This window comes from Paenibacillus sp. JJ1683, from assembly GCF_053006485.1.
The window spans coordinates 2,146,572-2,164,386 of record NZ_CM129820.1; the positions used below are offsets into that span (position 1 = coordinate 2,146,572).

The following is a 17,815-nucleotide window of genomic DNA, read 5'->3' on the forward strand; positions in this document are numbered from 1 at the left end:
ATTTGCTTAGTTTCACTTCGTCAACGGCTGAGTAAAATGCGGCATTACTAACTTTAGTTGATTCTATATTATTTTTGTACACAAGCGTGTGCGATCTAAAAATACAATTTGCAGTAGACATAGAGGTGATTATCTTTGAAACAACGTGTTGTCATAACAGGAATGGGTGTAATCACTTCGCTGGGACAGGATTTGAACACACTATGGGATAATCTGATGGCTGGTAAATCTGGTATCAGTAAAATCGAAGCTTTCGATACAAGTGAGTACACTACAAAAATAGCCGCTTCCATTAAAGATTTTAATCCAGAGGATTATATCGATCGTAAGGATGCACGCAAAATGGACCGCTTTGTGCAGTTTGCGGTTGCTGCTAGTAAATTGGCACTTGAGGACAGTAAACTCGTAATCGGAGAAAATGTGGATGCCGAGCGTGTTGGTGTATCTGTCGGTTCTGGCATTGGCGGATTGGGCACTTGGGAAGATCAGCACAATGCATTGATCGAAAAGGGACCTAAACGCGTAAGCCCTTTCTTCATCCCGATGATGATTGCTAATATGGGTTCCGGTCAAGTTTCGATTTCACTCGGTGCTAAGGGCCCCAATACATCGCCAGTTACGGCTTGTGCCACAGGTAGTCATGCCATTGGTGATTCCTTCCGCATGATTCAGCGTGGTGACGCTGACGCTATGATTTGCGGTGGTGCCGAAGCGACGATTCGCCCGATTGGTATTGCTGGATTTTGCTCCATGAGAGCGATGTCCACACGTAACGATGAGCCGGAAAAGGCAAGTCGTCCATTTGACACCGAAAGAGACGGGTTTGTTATGGGCGAAGGCTCTGGTGTTCTGATTCTGGAATCGTTGGATCATGCCTTGAAGCGTGGTGCACATATTTACGGCGAAGTGATTGGCTACGGTCTTTCTGGTGATGCCCATCATATGACAGAGCCGGATCCAGAGGGAGCAGCACGCTGCATTAGAATGGCGATCCGTGATGCTGGGTTGAATCCTGAAGATATCGATTATATCAATGCACACGGTACATCTACACCGGTTGGTGACAAGTCGGAAACAGAAGCAGTCAAGAAAACGCTTGGAGAGCATGCCTATAAGGTAGCGATCAGCTCAACCAAGTCGATGACAGGGCATCTACTGGGTGCAGCGGGAGGTGTTGAAGCTGTAATCTGTGGTCTTGCGCTTCAACATCAGACGATTCCGCCAACAATTAATTTGGATAATCAAGACCCGGCTTGTGATCTTGATTATGTGCCTAATGAGCCAAGAAAAGCGGAACTGAATGTGGTTATGTCCAATTCCTTTGGTTTTGGCGGTCACAATGCTACGGTTATTCTAAAAAAATATGAAGCGTAAGGGGTCAGTTCGTTGAGTGGAGACTTGAAGCAATTACAGCAGAAACTTCATATTCAATTCAACAATCGGCAGCTTCTGAAGCAGGCCTTTACGCACGCTTCCTACGTAAACGAACATCGGTTCAGTCAGCATGCAGATAATGAGCGTCTGGAATTTCTGGGTGACGCTGTTCTGGAGCTGACGGTGTCCGAGCAATTGTACAATCAGTACCCTAACCGGCCCGAAGGCGAACTAACCAAGTTGCGTGCAGCTATTGTCTGTGAGCCTTCTTTGGTGAAGTTTGCTGTCGGGCTTGAGTTCGGGCAGTATGTACTGCTTGGAAAAGGTGAAGAGCTGACAGGCGGACGTACTCGTCCTGCTCTGTTGGCTGATGTGTTCGAGGCGTTCGTAGGCGCGCTTTATTTGGATCAGGGTCTGGAAGCCGTCCGGTCGTTTCTAGAACGTTATATTTTTCCTCAAATTGTATTAAACGGTAAGCTTCAGATGAGTGATTTCAAAACAGAGCTTCAGGAACTGACACAGCATCATAACATGGGGATGCTTGAATACAAAATTGTCGAGGAACGCGGACCTGCCCATGAGCGCGAGTTTGTAGCCGAGGTATATATGGACAGTGAACGGCTGGGAGCAGGTACAGGACGCTCTAAAAAAGAAGCTGAGCAGCAAGCGGCGGCAGTTGCTTTAAACCGTTTGAAGCTGGCGGAATCGTAATCGGTACCTGAGCGACCCGAACGGGGGACGCAAGCAGAGGACACAAAGTAAGAGCAAAGGGCAGTCCGCGGGGAGTCCCGGCCCGTAATGGCGAATGGACTGCGTTTTGCTCTTTTTTCGTGGCTTTACTGCTATAACGTGAGCGTCGATACTGTGCTTTTTCCACATTAGTCTTATGCTACAATAGGGATAATTCATATCAATCAGGTCAATGGTGTTGTACAAGCATATTTGAATGTTAGAGGTGAGATTGAGGATGTTTTTAAAGCGCATTGAGCTGGCGGGCTTCAAATCGTTTGCAGATAAAACGGAAATGGAATTTGTCCGCGGCATTACGGCAGTCGTCGGACCCAATGGGAGCGGGAAAAGTAATATTTCCGACGGAATTCGTTGGGTGCTGGGCGAACAGAGTGCCAAATCACTGCGTGGCGGCAAGATGGAGGATATTATCTTTGCAGGTAGTGACGCTCGTAAGGCTGTTAATTACGGTGAAGTATCGCTTACGCTGGATAATGAAGATCAGGCGTTGCCTCTGGATTTTGGTGAAGTGACGGTAACGCGACGTGTGCATCGGAGTGGGGATAGTGAATATTTCATTAATCGTCAATCATGCAGACTTCGAGATATTACAGAGCTGTTTATGGATACAGGGATTGGTAAAGAAGCTTATTCGATTATTGGGCAAGGACGTATTGAAGAAATTCTGAGTACCCGATCTGAGGATCGACGGGGGATTTTTGAGGAAGCCTCGGGTATTGTAAAATATAAATCACGTAAAAAAGATGCGGTTCGTAAGCTGGATGAAACAGAGCAAAATTTGCTGCGTATTCACGATTTGGTCAGTGAACTGGAGGATCAGATTGGACCTCTTAAGGAACAGTCTGAAAAGGCGATTCATTATAAAGAGCTGCGCAGTGAATTAAAATCAAAAGAAATTTCGATGTACGTCCATCAAATCGAACAAATTCACACTTCATGGAGCGAAGCAACTTCCAAACTAGCTTTGTTGCAACAGGAGCAACTTCAATTGTCTACAGTGGTGTCCCGCCACGATGCAATGCTGGAAAACGACCGTAATGAATTACGGCAACTGGAAGAGCAAGTAGAACGTCTGCAAAAGGATCTGCTGCAATACAGTGAAGCTACGGAAAAAAGTGAAGGCTACGGTGAATTGCTCAAAGAGCGCACACGCAATTTGGAGGCCAATCGGGAACAATTGATCTTATCCCTCAGCACAAGCGAATCACGGCATTCCGAACGCAAAAGCGAACTGGATCAACTAAATGAAAAGCTGTCAGCGCTGAATGTAGAGTTGGACGAGTTGCGTGCGCGACTGTCTGACGAAGAAGCCAAACTGATTGGCGTCACAGGTGGAATCAGCCAGGAGCAAGAGGAGAGCCTTAAGGGTGGTCTGCTGGAGCTGATGAATCAGATGGCGCAGGCGCGTAACGAAATTCGTTATACCGACCAACAGAGGGAAGCGTTGGAACGCCGAGTGAATCGCGTGAGTGATGAATCCGGCAAATGGGAAGCCCAGAAAGCTGAGCTTGAACAGCGAAAAAAAGGATTGGAAGCAGCGATTCAGAAGCTGGGACAGGAAATTAGCAGTTTGCGCAGTGGCTATATTCAGGGAAGTGAACAATACCAGGCCCTGCAAAAACTACTGGAAGAAAACCAGGGTACGGTTCGTAAATGGGAACAAAAACGAGAGGCCCAAATTTCACGACGAGATACAATGAAAGAAATGCAGGATGACTTTGACGGCTTCATGCTCGGAGTTAAAGAGGTGCTAAAGGCTTCACGCAAGGGAACTTTGCACGGTGTGCATGGAGCGGTAGCGGAGCTCATTCGAGTACCTGAGCATTTAGAGCAGGCGATGGAAACTGCTTTGGGTGCTTCAGTTCAGCATATTGTGATGGAAAATGAATCGGTATCCAGACAGGCGATCAGTTTTCTAAAGCAACGTCAACTGGGCAGAGCGACATTCTTGCCTATGGATGTTATCCGTCCGCGTCAGATCGGTGCGGGGGAACGCCAGATTGTGGAAAGCGCAGAAGGCTTTGTCGGGATCGGTGCAGATCTTATTCAGTACGATGATCGATATGCCGGAATCGTAGGCAGTCTCTTGGGGAATGTGGTCATTGCTCGTACGTTGGAAGATGCCAATCGCATTGCGGCCCGTTGCCAATATAGATATCGTGTTGTCACGCTGGAAGGCGATGTTGTCAATGCAGGTGGTTCCATGACTGGGGGGAGCCAGTTCAAGAAAAATGCTAATCTGCTAGGCCGTAAACGTCAGCTGGATCAGTTAGATCAAGACATTCTAGATACGGAACAGCAAATTGCAAGATTGCGTCAGAGTGCAATAGATACCAAACGGCAGTTGGAGGAGACGCAGACCCGTCTGGACGAACTGCGCCAGGGTGGCGATGTGAAGCGGACCGAAGAGCAGCAGATGGCAATGGAGCTCAAACAACTCGAGCATGAACTTCGTCATGTACTGGAGCAGGTAGCTGCGTCTGGTCAGGAGAAAAAGGGCTTTGACCAGGAAATCAAGGAGCTGGAAGCTTCCCGTGCAGAAGCACTGGTAAAGTTGGCTGCGCTGGAGGAAGAAGAGAAGAAAACGCATCAGGCCATTCACGCTGCCGAATTTGCGCGTAAAGCGAATGAATCAGCCAAAGAGCAGCTGCAGGGAGAGCTTACGAATCTCAAGGTAAGAGAAGGCAAGCTGGACCAAGAGCGTTTTTCATTGGAAGAGCAGATTCGCAGATTGCGTGGGGATTATGATACCCTTGGTAAGGATTCAAGACAAAACAAGACCTTGCTTGCTTCCATTGAAGCGGATTTGCTCACCAATGAGCAGGAGACCGTAAAACAGATTGAAAATCTCAATCAATACCGTTTGAAAAAGGAAGAAGCTGCAGAGCAATTGGAGTTCAAACGGGCTGCACGTAGCAGCTTATCCAAAAAACTGGAAGCTGCTGAGAATGATACAAAAGAACAGCGAATTCAGCTTAAGTCGGTGGAGGAACTGCTTCGCCAAACAGAAATTGGAGTAAACCGACTTGACGTGGAACTGGAAAATGTTTTGAAAAAATTAAGTGATGATTATGAACTCAGCTATGAGCTGGCCAAGCAGCGTTACCCTATACCGGAAGATATTGAAGGTACGCAGAGTGAGGTGGAAAGGCTCAAACGCGGGATCTCTGCGCTGGGTGAGGTCAATCTGGGTGCTATTGAGGAATACCAGCGTGTACACGAGCGTTATACGTTTCTGGATGAGCAAAAGTCTGATTTGGTAGAGGCCAAGACAACGCTCTACCAGGTTATTCGTGAAATGGATGATGAGATGTCCAAGCGCTTCAAGACCACGTTCGATGCGATTCGTCGTGAATTTGGAACGGTTTTTTCCAAGCTATTCGGAGGCGGACGTGCAGACCTTGTGTTGCTTGATCCAGAACGATTGCTGGAGACGGGTATTGACATTGTAGCTCAGCCTCCAGGCAAAAAACTTCAAAACCTGCAGTTGTTGTCAGGCGGTGAACGGGCTCTAACAGCAATGGCTTTATTATTTGCCATTTTACACGTTAAACCTGTTCCATTCTGTGTACTTGATGAAGTAGAGGCAGCATTAGACGAAGCAAATGTGGTGCGTTTTGCTCAGTATTTACGGGAATTCTCAGAGCAGACACAGTTTATCGTAGTTACACACCGTAAGGGCACCATGGAAGAATCCGATGTGCTGTACGGGGTGACAATGGAAGAAGGCGGGGTTTCTAAACTCGTATCTGTCAAGCTGGACAACGATGAAGCTGAGATTGCCTGACATCAAATAACATACTTTCAGATCAACGGAGGGAATCCATGAGTTTCTTTAGAAAATTGAAGGAAAGCATCGCAAGCAAAACGGAATCGGTCACAAAGCAGTTCAAAGATGGCTTGGAAAAGACACGTAAAGGTTTTGTTGAAAAAGTAACGGACCTGATGATTCGCCGTAAAAAAATTGATGAGGAATTTTATGAGGAACTGGAAGAAATTCTGATCGGAGCGGACGTAGGCGTCAATACGGTTATGAACCTCATTGAAGACTTGCGGGGAGAAGTGAAAAAACGCAAAATCGAGGATGCATCCGAGTTACAGCCTGTACTGTCGGAAAAGCTGTCTGAGTTGCTGCGGGGCAATGACAATAGTCAGCTCAAAATGAATCCAGACGGGATTACAGTCATTCTATTCGTAGGCGTCAATGGAGTCGGCAAAACAACGACCATTGGCAAGTTGGCTCATCGTTTTAAACAAGAGGGCAAAAAAGTATTGTTAGCCGCTGGCGATACGTTCCGGGCGGGCGCGATTGAACAGTTGGAAGTTTGGGGTGAGCGGGCAGGTGTAGAGGTCATTAAACAGCAATCTGGCTCTGATCCAGCTGCGGTTATGTTTGATGCTGTACAGGCTGCCAAGCAGCGTCAAGTAGATGTTTTGTTGTGCGATACAGCAGGACGTCTTCAGAATAAGAGCAATCTAATGGAAGAATTAAACAAAATTTTTCGCGTTATCCAGCGTGAAATTCCAGACGCTCCACATGAAGTATTGTTGGTACTTGATGCGACGACTGGACAAAATGCACTTAACCAAGCCAAGCTATTTGGTGAGAAGAGCGGCGTAACCGGTCTGGTACTGACAAAATTGGATGGTACAGCAAAGGGCGGGATTGTCGTGGCCATCCGTCAGGAATTGAATTTGCCTGTTAAGCTGGTGGGCTTAGGTGAAAAAGTGAATGATCTTCAACCGTTTGATTCAGAACAATTCGTTCATGCCTTGTTCGCCGGTTTGATCCAAGAAGAGGCTGTCGAAGCAACTGTTACTGGCGAGGAAGAGCAGAACTAATCCGTTTGAGTAGGTTTGCTTATAAGTCTGCGACTAAGCAGTGCTCCTGTTGCTGCTTAAGCCCGCCCAACTGTATAATGAAAGCAAAAGGTTTGATGATGCCGGATAAATTTCTTGTAAAAAAATATTACTCAGGAAGCCGGGTGAAAAACGATGGCAAACACCTATACTTATTCCCGACGGGAAGAAGTAGCTAACGCGATTACACATGGTATTGGAGCCGTTTTAAGTGTGGCGGCGCTTGTGCTGCTCATTGTTTTTGCTAGCATGAAAGGAACTGCTTGGCATGTCGTAAGCTTTACAATTTACGGGATTACAATGTTGTTGCTGTATACCAATTCCACGTTGCTTCATAGCCTGCGTGAAGGAAAATTGAAGGATTTGTTCGAAATATTCGATCATTCTTGTATTTACCTGTTCATTGCAGGTAGCTACACCCCTTTTATGCTCGTTGCATTGCGAGGCACTCTGGGATGGACGCTGTTTGGAGTGATTTGGGGGATCGCTTTGTTTGGTGTACTGTTCAAGGCGTTCTTCACCAAACGCTTTCTGTTTATGTCTACTGTGTTTTACATTATAATGGGCTGGCTCATTACCATTGCCTGGAATCCCCTGATGGCCATTGTTCCCGCCGGAGGGATGACGCTATTGTTCGTAGGTGGTCTTATGTATACGCTGGGCACGATTTTTTATGTGTGGCGAGCATTTCCATATCACCATGCAATCTGGCATCTGTTTGTTTTAGCAGGCAGCATACTTCATTTTTTGGCTGTTCTGCTGTATCTTACTCCGGTAAGGGTGTGAATGAGGGGGACAAAAAAGTCGATCTGTTTTCCCGTTTAAGGGTAGCGGATCGGCTTTTTTTTATATGACAAGGGATAACGCTTGACATCTTCTTTTCTTTTATGTATGATAAGGAACGTTGAAAAGAACTGTAAAGTGTTTTTCCTTGACGATGGAGGTATACATGATGAGTCAGGAGAATCGGCTGGAAAAGACAAACCGGATTAACCGACTGTTTGACTTCTATGAACCTCTACTTACAGAGAAGCAACAGATGTTTTTAAAATATTACTTCCATGATGATTTTTCTTTAGGGGAAATTGCATCGGAATTCCAAATTAGCCGTCAGGCAGTCTATGAACATATTAAACGTGCTGAACAGGTATTAGAAATGTATGAGGAAAAGCTTGGATTGCTAAGTAAGCATGAACGTAGACTCCAAGATTTAGAGGAGCTGAATGTGACGCTATATGATGCATTCGGTAAAGTTGGTAAGCCTGATGAGGGGACATTGCAACATGTCCAACAAATTGTAAATCGCCTGCAGGAATTGTAGGATATATAAATGAAGAACTAACAACCCTGGTAGACAAGGAGGTGCGAAAGTATGGCATTTGAAGGATTATCGACTCGCTTGCAAAATGTATTCAGTAAATTGCGCGGCAAAGGAAAGGTGTCTGAGGATGATGTGGCTCAGGCAATGCGTGAAGTGCGATTGGCTTTGCTTGAAGCGGACGTTAACTTCAAGGTTGTAAAGGACTTTATTGCCAAGGTAAAGGAGAAATCCGTTGGTAAGGAAGTAATGGATAGCTTTACGCCAGGTATGGTCATTATCGACATCGTAAACAAGGAATTGACCGAGTTGATGGGTGGAAGTCAGGCCAAGCTTGCCAAAGCAAACAAACCGCCTACAGTCATCATGATGGTGGGTCTCCAGGGCGCAGGTAAGACGACGACGTCAGGTAAGCTGGCGAAGTTGCTGCAAAAGCAAAACCATCGTCCATTGCTTGTAGCTGGTGATATTTATAGACCTGCCGCGATCAAGCAGCTTCAGATTCTCGGTGAGCAGATTAATGCACCTGTATTTACATTGGGAGACCAGACAAGCCCGGTGGAAATCGCAAAACAGGGTATGCAGCATGCTAAGGATAATGGTAATGACTACGTTATTATAGATACTGCCGGTCGTCTTCATGTTGATGAAGAACTCATGGAAGAGTTGCGCCAGATCCATACTAATGTCAAACCGGATGAAGTTCTGCTGGTTGTAGATAGCATGACAGGACAGGACGCAGTTAACGTTGCGGAGCACTTTAACAATAGCCTTGAGTTAACGGGAGTTGTACTGACAAAGCTGGATGGCGACACTCGTGGTGGCGCGGCCTTGTCGGTTAAAGCTGTGACGGGATGCCCGATCAAGTTTGCTACATTGGGTGAAAAGCTGGATGCGATGGAGCCGTTTCACCCTGAGCGAATGGCTTCACGGATTTTAGGCATGGGTGACATGCTGTCCCTGATTGAAAAAGCGCAGTCCAATATCGACGCTGATAAGGCGAAGGAAATGGAACGGAAAATGCGCAATGCCGAGTTTACTTTCGAGGATTTTCTGGAGCAAATGGATCAGGTTAAGAAGCTTGGCCCGATCGACCAGATTCTCGATATGATTCCTGGTATGGGCAACATGAAGCAAATGAAAGACATCAAAGTGGATGACAAACAGATGGGCCGGATTGAGGCTATCGTTCATTCGATGACTACACAGGAAAAGCAAAACCCGGACATGATTAATCATAGCCGTCGCAAGCGGATTGCTGTAGGCAGTGGAACATCGCTGGCTGAGGTAAATCGTCTCATTAAGCAATTTGACGAAATGCGCCGTATGATGAAGCAGTTCTCAGATATGATGGGACCTAAGGGTGGCAAAAACAAGGCTCTGAAGCAGCTGAAGAGTATGGGCAAAGGTATGAAGTTTCCTTTCCGCTAAAAGGTCAATAGGCCTTTGGAGTTATGGGATAGCAATATACAGTCTACTTTTTGAAGGAGGTGAATTTTCGTGGCAGTTCGTATTCGTCTGAAACGTATGGGTGCACATAAAGCTCCTTTCTATCGCGTCGTGGTATCTGATTCTCGTTCCCCGCGTGACGGTCGTTTTATCGAAGAAATCGGTTACTACAACCCTATTACAGTACCAGCGGTTGTAAAAATTGATGAAGATAAAGCGCTGAAATGGTTGCAAGATGGTGCACAAGCATCCGACACTGTTCGCAACTTGCTTAGCAAAGCGGGCGTGTTGAAAAAGTTTCATGAGCTTAAAACACAGAAATAAGGTGCTGATACGGAGGGTCAACCATGGAAGAATTAGTGATAATCATTGCTAAGGCTTTAGTCGATCATCCGGATGATGTGACCGTGAAGACCTTGGAGAAGGATCGACTTGTAGTGTATGAGCTTAGTGTACATCCTGAGGATGTGGGCAAGATCATTGGCAAGCAGGGACGTATCGCCAAGGCGCTTCGCACTGTGGTTGCATCAGCAGCCGTTAAGATGGATAAACGGGTTACCGTAGACATCATATCTTAAAGATATACGAAAGTGGGTTAGGATGTATGTCCTAACCCTTTTTCGTACATGATGAAGATGATATGGAGCGGAACCGATCACATGCAGGAGGAACACGATGCAGCAAATGTTTAATGTCGGGAAAATTGTGAATACACATGGAATTCGCGGTGAGCTAAAAATATTAACGACAACTGATTTTCTTGAGGATCGTTTTGCCAAAGGCAGCGAGCTAATGATCTTTCCAGCAGATGACAAAGCACCGATTCCCGTAACTGTAGAAACAGCGCGTTTTCAAAAAAATATGGTTATCGTGAAATTTAAGGAATATCACAACATCAATGATGTTGAAAAATATAAAGGTACTTTGTTAAAGGTCTCTGCTGAGCGGCTAGGAGAATTGGAAGAAAACGAGTTCTATTTTCATGAAGTAGTTGGTATGGAAGTAGTGACGGAAGACGGAGCTGAGCTCGGTGTGGTAAAAGAAATTTTGACACCAGGAGCCAATGATGTATGGGTAGTCCAAATGCCTAAAGGTAAGGAACTGCTATTGCCGTATATAGAGGATGTTATTTTGGATGTAAACGTGCGTGAAAAACGGGTTACAGTACGGTTAATGGAAGGTCTGCTGTAATGCGGATGGATGTACTGACCCTGTTTCCAGAGATGTTTGATGGAGTTTTTAATGCAAGCATTCTGGGAAAAGCAAGGGATAAGGGGATTGTATCACTGCAAGCGGTTAATTTTCGCCAGTATGCTGGTAACAAGCATGGGCAAGTGGATGATACGCCCTATGGTGGTGGGGGCGGCATGGTTTTGAAGCCTGACCCTATTTTTGCTGCCGTGGAGGCGCTGTTGGATAAATCAGAGCAACCAGCATTTGAAACTGCCGTTGAAGGTATTCTACATGAAGATGCCGAACGTAACGCAGACATAAAAACTCCGCGTATTATTTTGATGTGTCCACAAGGAGAGACTTTTACGCAAAAAAAAGCGGAAGAGCTGGCCAAAGAGGAGCATCTTATTTTTATATGTGGACATTATGAGGGTTATGATGAGCGTATTCGAGAGCATTTGGTGACGGATGAGCTTTCGATCGGAGATTATGTATTGACTGGTGGCGAGTTGCCAGCCATGGTCGTCATCGATAGTGTGACACGGTTGTTACCAGGAGTGCTAGGTAATGAAACGAGTGCTGTAACAGATTCGTTTAGTACAGGGCTGTTGGAATACCCCCATTATACTCGGCCTGCTGAGTTTCGGGGCTGGAAAGTGCCAGATGTACTCTTATCAGGGCATCATGTCAATATTGACTCTTGGAGACGACAAGAGGCGTTACGTCGGACGATGGAACGTCGACCGGACTTGCTGGAACAGGCTGAACTGACAAGCAAGGAGCGCGCGTGGATTGAGGAGCAGCACCAATCGGACCGTTCGGGGGACAAGTGATAAAGCACTATTAACATGAGTGGATTTGAAAGCAGGCGGTGACCTGTTTTATAATGAAGTCAATTAAATAATGTTTGGTCAAATCCCTTTTTGTTGTTGCAATGCGGTAACCTCCATGATACAATACATCTGTTGTGTGTAATACGGTGGTCCTCTGTGGATGATGAAGGAAACGGAAGAGTTTCCAGAAGAAACATGAACACCTGTACGGAAGGAGGGAGTCATAGATGAATATCGTCCAAGCGATTACTGAAGAACAACTGCGTAAAGATTTGCCTAACTTTCGTCCTGGTGACACTTTGAAAGTGCACGTGAAAGTTATCGAGGGAACTCGTGAGCGTATCCAGTTGTTTGAAGGTGTAGTAATTAAACGCCGTGGTGGTGGAATCAGTGAGACTTTTACAGTTCGTAAAATTTCTTACGGTGTAGGTGTGGAAAGAACTTTCCCGCTTCATTCCCCAAAAATCGATAAAATCGAAGTGGCTCGCCGTGGTAAAGTGCGTCGTGCGAAGCTTTATTATCTTCGTGAACTGCGCGGTAAAGCAGCGAGAATTAAAGAAATTCGTCGTTAATACAACGAATAACGAAAGGGGCTTGGTTACAAGCTCCTTTCGTTTTTTCTACGTACATAGGGAACTGTGGATTATTGACCGTAAAGAGAGGACAGTGAGCTATGGAACAAGAAGTAGGACAAGGAGCTGTACAGCAGCCAACTGATCAGGATGGTACGCCCAAGCGTAAACCAAAAAATGAGATTTTTGAGTGGCTCAAGGCCATCATTATTGCGTTAGTGCTTGTCTTTTTAATCCGCTGGCTTCTCTTTAAGCCTTTTATTGTGGATGGCCCGTCGATGCAGCCTAACTTTCATACCGGAGAACGCGTCATTGTAAATGAGATTTTGTATGATTTTCGTGCTCCTAAACCGGGTGAAGTAATTGTGTTCCATGTCCCGGAAGAAAAAAGAGACTTCATTAAGCGCGTCATCGCCGTTGCGGGTGATACGGTCAAAGTAGAAGGTGACACGATTACAGTAAATGGTAAGCCGATTCAAGAACCTTATCTCAAGACTTCTTTGGAAGAAGCACATCAAAATGGCGAGCTTTACAACAAGTTTACCAATTTTCCAAATGAGAAATTTAAGGATGGAAAAGTGCCAGAAGGGCATATTTTTGTTATGGGCGATAACCGTTCCAATAGTACAGATAGCCGGATGATTGGATACATTGATTTGAAGGAAGTCGTTGGCCGGGCTGATGTCATTTTTTGGCCGGTGAAAGATATGCAGTGGATTAACCACTAGAAATAACTAATAAGCAGCATAGCTGCCGTAATCCTAACTATGACCCTAAGGGTGAAAGTAGGAGTTACGCTCAATGGGGTGATGACGGTGACGATTCAATGGTTTCCTGGTCACATGACCAGAGCGCGCCGCCAAATTGAAGCAAAATTAAAGCTGATTGATTTGGTTATTGAGCTGATTGATGCTCGGTTGCCGCTTTCCAGCCGAAATCCAATGATTGATGATATTTTGCAAGGCAAGCCGCGAATGATTATTTTGAACAAGGCAGATTTGGCGGACCCTGTAGTATCACAGCAATGGATTGCCTACTTTAAGGAACAGGGGCATGTAGCCTTTCCGGTGGATGCCACGACAGGGACGGGGCTCAAAGAAATTCCGATTCAGGCCAAGCTGTTGCTTAAGGAAAAAATAGACCGGCAGATTTCGAAGGGAATGAATCCGCGTCCTATACGTGCTTTGATTGTCGGAATTCCAAATGTCGGAAAATCGACATTGATCAACCGAATGGCAGGACGTAATATTGCAGCTACAGGCGATCGCCCAGGAGTAACGAAGGCACAACAGTGGATCAAAACCGGAGAAATTGAGTTGCTGGATACACCAGGTATTTTGTGGCCTAAATTTGAGGATCAGAACGTCGGCTATCGTCTGGCAGTTACAGGCGCGATCAAGGAAGAAATTCTAAATGTAGAGGACATTGCCTTTTTCGCGACAAAATATTTTGTCCAATATTATTGGGATACCATGGCAGAGCGTTTTGAGCTTACCGAACGTCCTGAGGATACAGAAAATCCAGATGATGTTGTGAGCGTTATGGAGGCTATCGGACGTAAACGTGGCTGTATTGTGAGTGGCGGGCGTGTAGATCTCGAAAAGGCGTCAAAAATTATTTTGCGTGAGCTGCGTGCAGGCAAGCTGGGACGATTCAGTTTAGAAGCACCATACTGATAATCTTAGTACACCCGATACAGAAGATTGCATTTTGTGGCAAGGAAGAACCTTCCTCATCTCTCCGGAGAGGAGGAAGGTTTTTTGGTATGTAAAGGTAGTTAGAAAAGGGTTTTGAACGGTAGAGGTATGTGGTAAGCTGAATTCAATCGCTAGAGCTACGGCATGAGTGAAGCTTAAACTACGTAAAGATGGGCAGGTATTGAATATGGAAGCTAAAGAGAATGCAGTAAAGGACATGCTACACTATGAAAAAAAATGCTGGGAGCAATCTTGTGAGCGGATTGCAGGTATTGACGAGGTGGGGCGTGGATGTCTGTTTGGAGATGTTGTGGCGGCAGCAGTCATTCTGCCAGTAGGTGAGCTATTGGAGGGTGTAGACGATTCCAAAAAATTGACGGACAAGAAAAGAGAAGCCTACTACGAACTGATTATGGAGAAGGCAATCGCTGTAGGAATTGGTCATGTAGACGCGCGGATGATTGATGATATCAATATTAAACAAGCGGCTCGTTTAGCTATGAAAAAGGCTATTGAGGCTTTGCATGTGTCTCCCGATTATTTACTTGTGGATGCAGAAAAGGTAGATATGCCTATTCCTCAGCTATCCATCATTAAGGGGGATGCGAACAGTCAGTCTATTGCAGCAGCTTCTATCATTGCCAAGGTGACCCGTGATCGGCTATGCAAAGGTGAATGGGATGCGAAATATCCGGAATATGGGATTGGTATACATAAAGGTTATGCTACCAAGTTGCATAGAGAACAAATTTTGGCGCTAGGGCCTACAGAAATGCATAGACGCAGCTTTCTGGGCAATTTGTTAACCGAGCAACCGACGTTGTTTGATTTGTAGGTACTTATTATGAATCAGGACAATACCGATATAAAATATATCTAATATTACAGGCCCTTTTGATAGGGGAAGAGCGAGGGGAGGGGCGATATGAACATCGGATCTGTATTCCGTGGATTACTTGGAGATGTGAAGGCGGGAGAGGCGAAAAAACTTGATATGCAGCCAGGCCAGGTCGTAAGAGGAGTCGTATTAAAGGTGTCTGAGGACGGCGACGAGGCAGTGTTGCAAATACAGGGTTCTCAGGTTAGGGCAAAGCTGGAGACCCCTCTTCAACCTGGACAGACTGCAACGTTTCAGGTACAGCCGGCTTCTTCCAGTGGAATGACTGTGCTTAAGCCTCTGAATGATGCTGCCAATATGCCACAGCAAACCGTAGCGCTGACAGATGTATTGGAATCGGTGGGACTGCCGGATACAGCTCAGAACAGAGAGCTTATACAGGCAATGCAAAAGAATGGTGTGCCGTTGACATCTGAAAATGCGGCTTCTTTACAAGAAGCCTTGTCGAAGCAAAGCGGAAATGTGCAATTGGGCACATTTGTACAGGCAGCGGCAGTTGCCTTTCAGCGGGGACTCCCATTAACAGCCGAAAGCATAAATGGATTGCGCCAAACGATGTTTGGGCCTCCTTTAAATGATCTGTTGTCATCGTTGGAGCAAGAACTTGAAGCGGTGTTAAAGCAGCAAGGGCAGGGAACGCCCACTGACCGTTCAGTTGGGGAAGCAACAATAAAAAGCGCTGACCGAACATCAGCTAGTCCAACAGGCACTTCTTCTGTGATGATTGCAGATGGACAGGAAGGCCAAACTCTTACATTGTCCAAGGAGCCCTCTGGCTCTGCCGCTGCAAAACAGGCAGAAACGGGACAACAAGCCACAGGTGGCAAGGAATTGTTAAAAGGGACTCAGGCAGCCAATCTCGCTGCTACAGTGAGCGAAGCGAGTGTTTTGGCTACCGATTTGGATACTCCGGCGGGATCTACTGCATTTGCAGCCAACGGGACTGCTTCAGAAAAGCCGGAAGCAGTTAACGGACGAGGAGCGACAGTGGTATTGGACGATGGTGCAAATGCGCCTGAATCGGACGCTGCTGACGCATTAAACGGCTCCCGCACTAAAGTGGAGCAACCACAGCAAGCTACTGCGGCAGGTACGCAGCTTAAGGATGCCGATGGTGCTCCAGCTCCGGCCACGGCAGAGCCTGCGGGGGCGAAGTCTGCCTTAAACGTAGTCATGGCAGACCGTCCTTCTGCACAGTCAGCAGCTGGCTCTGCGCCGCCCTCCGCGGCGGGCAACGCTGCTACGCTAGAGGCTCCGATCCAGCGGCTGCGTCTCCTGCTGCAAGAGCTGCGTGCAGCAGTGCCACCCGAACTGAGCACGGCTGCGCCAGATCAGTCCAAGGGAGAGGTAGCGCAGCCAGCGGCTGGCGCTTCGCGTACGGCAGATGCTGCCGCTTCACAGCCTACGGCGACGAGCACGAAGATCAGCCCTATGGAGGATCCGTGGGTAGGCCGCGTGCTGAAGCTACTCGGTGCTGAGCACGAGCAGCAGGTACACCGCTCGACTGCACAGCTCGCGCAAGGGACGGCGGCACGTACGGAGCCGCCCGAGGGAGTGCCGCAGACGCTGCCGGGATTAGCGGCTACGGCAGACGACTCCGTGTCAGCGGCCGCAGACACCGTAAAAGGGGCACTACTCCAGCTAATGAGCAGTGACGACCTGCCGCCTGCTTTGAAAGAGGCGGCACAGCAGGTTGTACAGCACCTGACAGGCCAGCAGCTGCTGCTCAATACAGACCGAACGGCGCCTTTTGCACAAGTGCATATGTTTATACCGTTTATTGGACCGGACGGTCGTGAAACAGCTACAATCCAGATTCAGTCCCGCCGCGGCAAACGCGGAGAACTGGATGCCTCCAACTGTCGACTTTGGTTTGATTTGGACATGAAAGGGCTTGGTCCGACGCTGGTGGATGTGCAGGTTGTAGATCGGATTGTAAGTCTCAAGCTTCATAATGATCAGGATTGGGCGGCTTCGCTGCTAACCAGTGGACGTGAGTCCATTCGCACCGCGCTGGAGTCGCTAGGCTACCAACTTCTAACGTTGCGAACCGAGCCTATGCCCGTAAGGACTGAACAGAGCAGCCCTGCCTCTTCCGAGGTACAAAGCTATGTGCCTCAGCCGTACAAAGGAGTCGATCTTAAAATATGAAAGAGCCCTTGGAACCTCCTTCACCTTCCATGAAGAAGGCGGTCGCCCTTAAATATACGCCCGGTGAGAGCGAAGCGCCGATTGTCGTTGCCAAGGGGAGCGGCCGCATTGCGGACAGTATTTTAGAAAAAGCCAAAGAGCATGGCGTTCCTGTTCAGGAGGATGCTGCGCTGGTTGAAGTACTGTCCAAACTTGATTTGGACGAGCAAATCCCAGCTGAACTCTATCAGTTGGTAGCAGAGGTGCTAACCTATATTTATCAAATGGATCGGCTTGCTCCAAGAGATGACTGGTGATGGGGTATGATATGAAGACGAGAGGCAAGGATCAACGGAAAGCCAAAGGAGCAATGGGAGAAGATGCTGCAGCTTTGTTTTTAGAAACCCTGGGTTATCGTATCCTAGACCGCAATTGGCGATGCCGCAGCGGGGAAATAGATCTGATTGCCAGGCAGGAGCATATACTCGTGTTTATTGAAGTACGTAGCCGAAGTAGCTCCAAATATGGAACACCAGCAGAATCAGTTACTCCGCGTAAAATCACCCAGGTTCGTCAAACAGCCGCAGTATACTTGCATATGAACGGAATTGGAGATGCTCCAATTCGTTTTGATATGATTTCTGTACGATTATCTGATGAAACGGCTGTGGTTACGGACCATTTTATAGATGCATTTTAAAAGAGTAAGAACTTTTGCAAAGGTTGGAGCGCAGGACTGAATTCATATGTACAGGTTGACA

18 protein-coding genes are annotated in these 17,815 nt (G+C 46.9%); all 18 read left to right on the forward strand.

Translation table 11 applies throughout. The features are described from left to right. Nucleotides 1-135 precede the first annotated feature (135 nt). Nucleotides 136-1,374: a beta-ketoacyl-ACP synthase II gene (gene fabF / locus ACUC6J_RS09460; RefSeq protein WP_016819273.1), complete on the forward strand. Its 1,239-nt coding sequence runs from the start codon at nucleotides 136-138 to the stop codon at nucleotides 1,372-1,374. A 12-nt stretch (nucleotides 1,375-1,386) separates the two neighbouring features. After that, entirely contained in the window at nucleotides 1,387-2,085 is a 699-nt protein-coding gene (rnc, locus tag ACUC6J_RS09465; protein WP_013309856.1) for a ribonuclease III, read from the forward strand. Nucleotides 2,086-2,341: 256 nt separating this feature from the next. Then, nucleotides 2,342-5,911, forward strand: a complete 3,570-nt coding sequence (smc, locus tag ACUC6J_RS09470) for a chromosome segregation protein SMC (RefSeq protein WP_447250106.1) — start codon at nucleotides 2,342-2,344, stop codon at nucleotides 5,909-5,911. 38 nt (nucleotides 5,912-5,949) lie between these two features. Then, the gene (gene ftsY, locus ACUC6J_RS09475) at nucleotides 5,950-6,966 is read left to right on the forward strand and encodes a signal recognition particle-docking protein FtsY (RefSeq protein ID WP_447250107.1); all 1,017 of its coding nucleotides are present in this window, start codon (nucleotides 5,950-5,952) and stop codon (nucleotides 6,964-6,966) included. Nucleotides 6,967-7,119: 153 nt separating this feature from the next. Next, the gene (trhA, locus tag ACUC6J_RS09480; protein WP_013370644.1) at nucleotides 7,120-7,770 is read left to right on the forward strand and encodes a PAQR family membrane homeostasis protein TrhA; all 651 of its coding nucleotides are present in this window, start codon (nucleotides 7,120-7,122) and stop codon (nucleotides 7,768-7,770) included. A gap of 166 nt (nucleotides 7,771-7,936) precedes the next feature. After that, the gene (ylxM, locus tag ACUC6J_RS09485) at nucleotides 7,937-8,305 is read left to right on the forward strand and encodes a YlxM family DNA-binding protein (RefSeq protein WP_016819277.1); all 369 of its coding nucleotides are present in this window, start codon (nucleotides 7,937-7,939) and stop codon (nucleotides 8,303-8,305) included. A 51-nt stretch (nucleotides 8,306-8,356) separates the two neighbouring features. After that, nucleotides 8,357-9,733, forward strand: a complete 1,377-nt coding sequence (gene ffh, locus ACUC6J_RS09490) for a signal recognition particle protein (RefSeq protein WP_017427912.1) — start codon at nucleotides 8,357-8,359, stop codon at nucleotides 9,731-9,733. Between the two features lie 69 nt (nucleotides 9,734-9,802). Beyond that, nucleotides 9,803-10,075 carry a 30S ribosomal protein S16 gene (gene rpsP, locus ACUC6J_RS09495; RefSeq protein ID WP_013370647.1) on the forward strand — a complete coding sequence of 91 codons (273 nt, stop codon included), beginning with the start codon at nucleotides 9,803-9,805 and terminating at the stop codon, nucleotides 10,073-10,075. A gap of 23 nt (nucleotides 10,076-10,098) precedes the next feature. Then, entirely contained in the window at nucleotides 10,099-10,329 is a 231-nt protein-coding gene (locus ACUC6J_RS09500; RefSeq protein WP_013370648.1) for a KH domain-containing protein, read from the forward strand. Between the two features lie 97 nt (nucleotides 10,330-10,426). Then, the gene (gene rimM, locus ACUC6J_RS09505) at nucleotides 10,427-10,942 is read left to right on the forward strand and encodes a ribosome maturation factor RimM (RefSeq protein WP_016819279.1); all 516 of its coding nucleotides are present in this window, start codon (nucleotides 10,427-10,429) and stop codon (nucleotides 10,940-10,942) included. Then, nucleotides 10,942-11,757: a tRNA (guanosine(37)-N1)-methyltransferase TrmD gene (gene trmD, locus ACUC6J_RS09510; protein WP_044785590.1), complete on the forward strand. Its 816-nt coding sequence runs from the start codon at nucleotides 10,942-10,944 to the stop codon at nucleotides 11,755-11,757. The genes rimM and trmD overlap by 1 nt, the downstream gene beginning before the upstream one ends. A 227-nt stretch (nucleotides 11,758-11,984) precedes the next feature. Next, nucleotides 11,985-12,329 (forward strand): 50S ribosomal protein L19, encoded by a 345-nt coding sequence (gene rplS, locus ACUC6J_RS09515; protein WP_007429998.1) that lies wholly within the window; start codon nucleotides 11,985-11,987, stop codon nucleotides 12,327-12,329. 101 nt (nucleotides 12,330-12,430) lie between these two features. Next, on the forward strand, nucleotides 12,431-13,057 hold the full coding sequence (gene lepB / locus ACUC6J_RS09520) for a signal peptidase I (RefSeq protein ID WP_016819281.1): 627 nt from the start codon (nucleotides 12,431-12,433) through the stop codon (nucleotides 13,055-13,057). Nucleotides 13,058-13,144: 87 nt separating this feature from the next. Continuing rightward, nucleotides 13,145-14,005: a ribosome biogenesis GTPase YlqF gene (gene ylqF / locus ACUC6J_RS09525; protein WP_447250108.1), complete on the forward strand. Its 861-nt coding sequence runs from the start codon at nucleotides 13,145-13,147 to the stop codon at nucleotides 14,003-14,005. A gap of 208 nt (nucleotides 14,006-14,213) precedes the next feature. Continuing rightward, nucleotides 14,214-14,861, forward strand: coding sequence for a ribonuclease HII (locus ACUC6J_RS09530; protein ID WP_080902261.1), 648 nt, complete (start codon nucleotides 14,214-14,216; stop codon nucleotides 14,859-14,861). Between the two features lie 90 nt (nucleotides 14,862-14,951). Beyond that, nucleotides 14,952-17,075, forward strand: coding sequence for a DNA ligase (locus ACUC6J_RS09535; protein WP_447250109.1), 2,124 nt, complete (start codon nucleotides 14,952-14,954; stop codon nucleotides 17,073-17,075). Beyond that, complete coding sequence (locus ACUC6J_RS09540) at nucleotides 17,072-17,371, forward strand: EscU/YscU/HrcU family type III secretion system export apparatus switch protein (protein WP_016819285.1); 300 nt, start codon at nucleotides 17,072-17,074, stop codon at nucleotides 17,369-17,371. The genes ACUC6J_RS09535 and ACUC6J_RS09540 overlap by 4 nt, the downstream gene beginning before the upstream one ends. Then, on the forward strand, nucleotides 17,371-17,754 hold the full coding sequence (locus ACUC6J_RS09545) for a YraN family protein (protein WP_016819286.1): 384 nt from the start codon (nucleotides 17,371-17,373) through the stop codon (nucleotides 17,752-17,754). The genes ACUC6J_RS09540 and ACUC6J_RS09545 overlap by 1 nt, the downstream gene beginning before the upstream one ends. Nucleotides 17,755-17,815 lie beyond the last annotated feature (61 nt).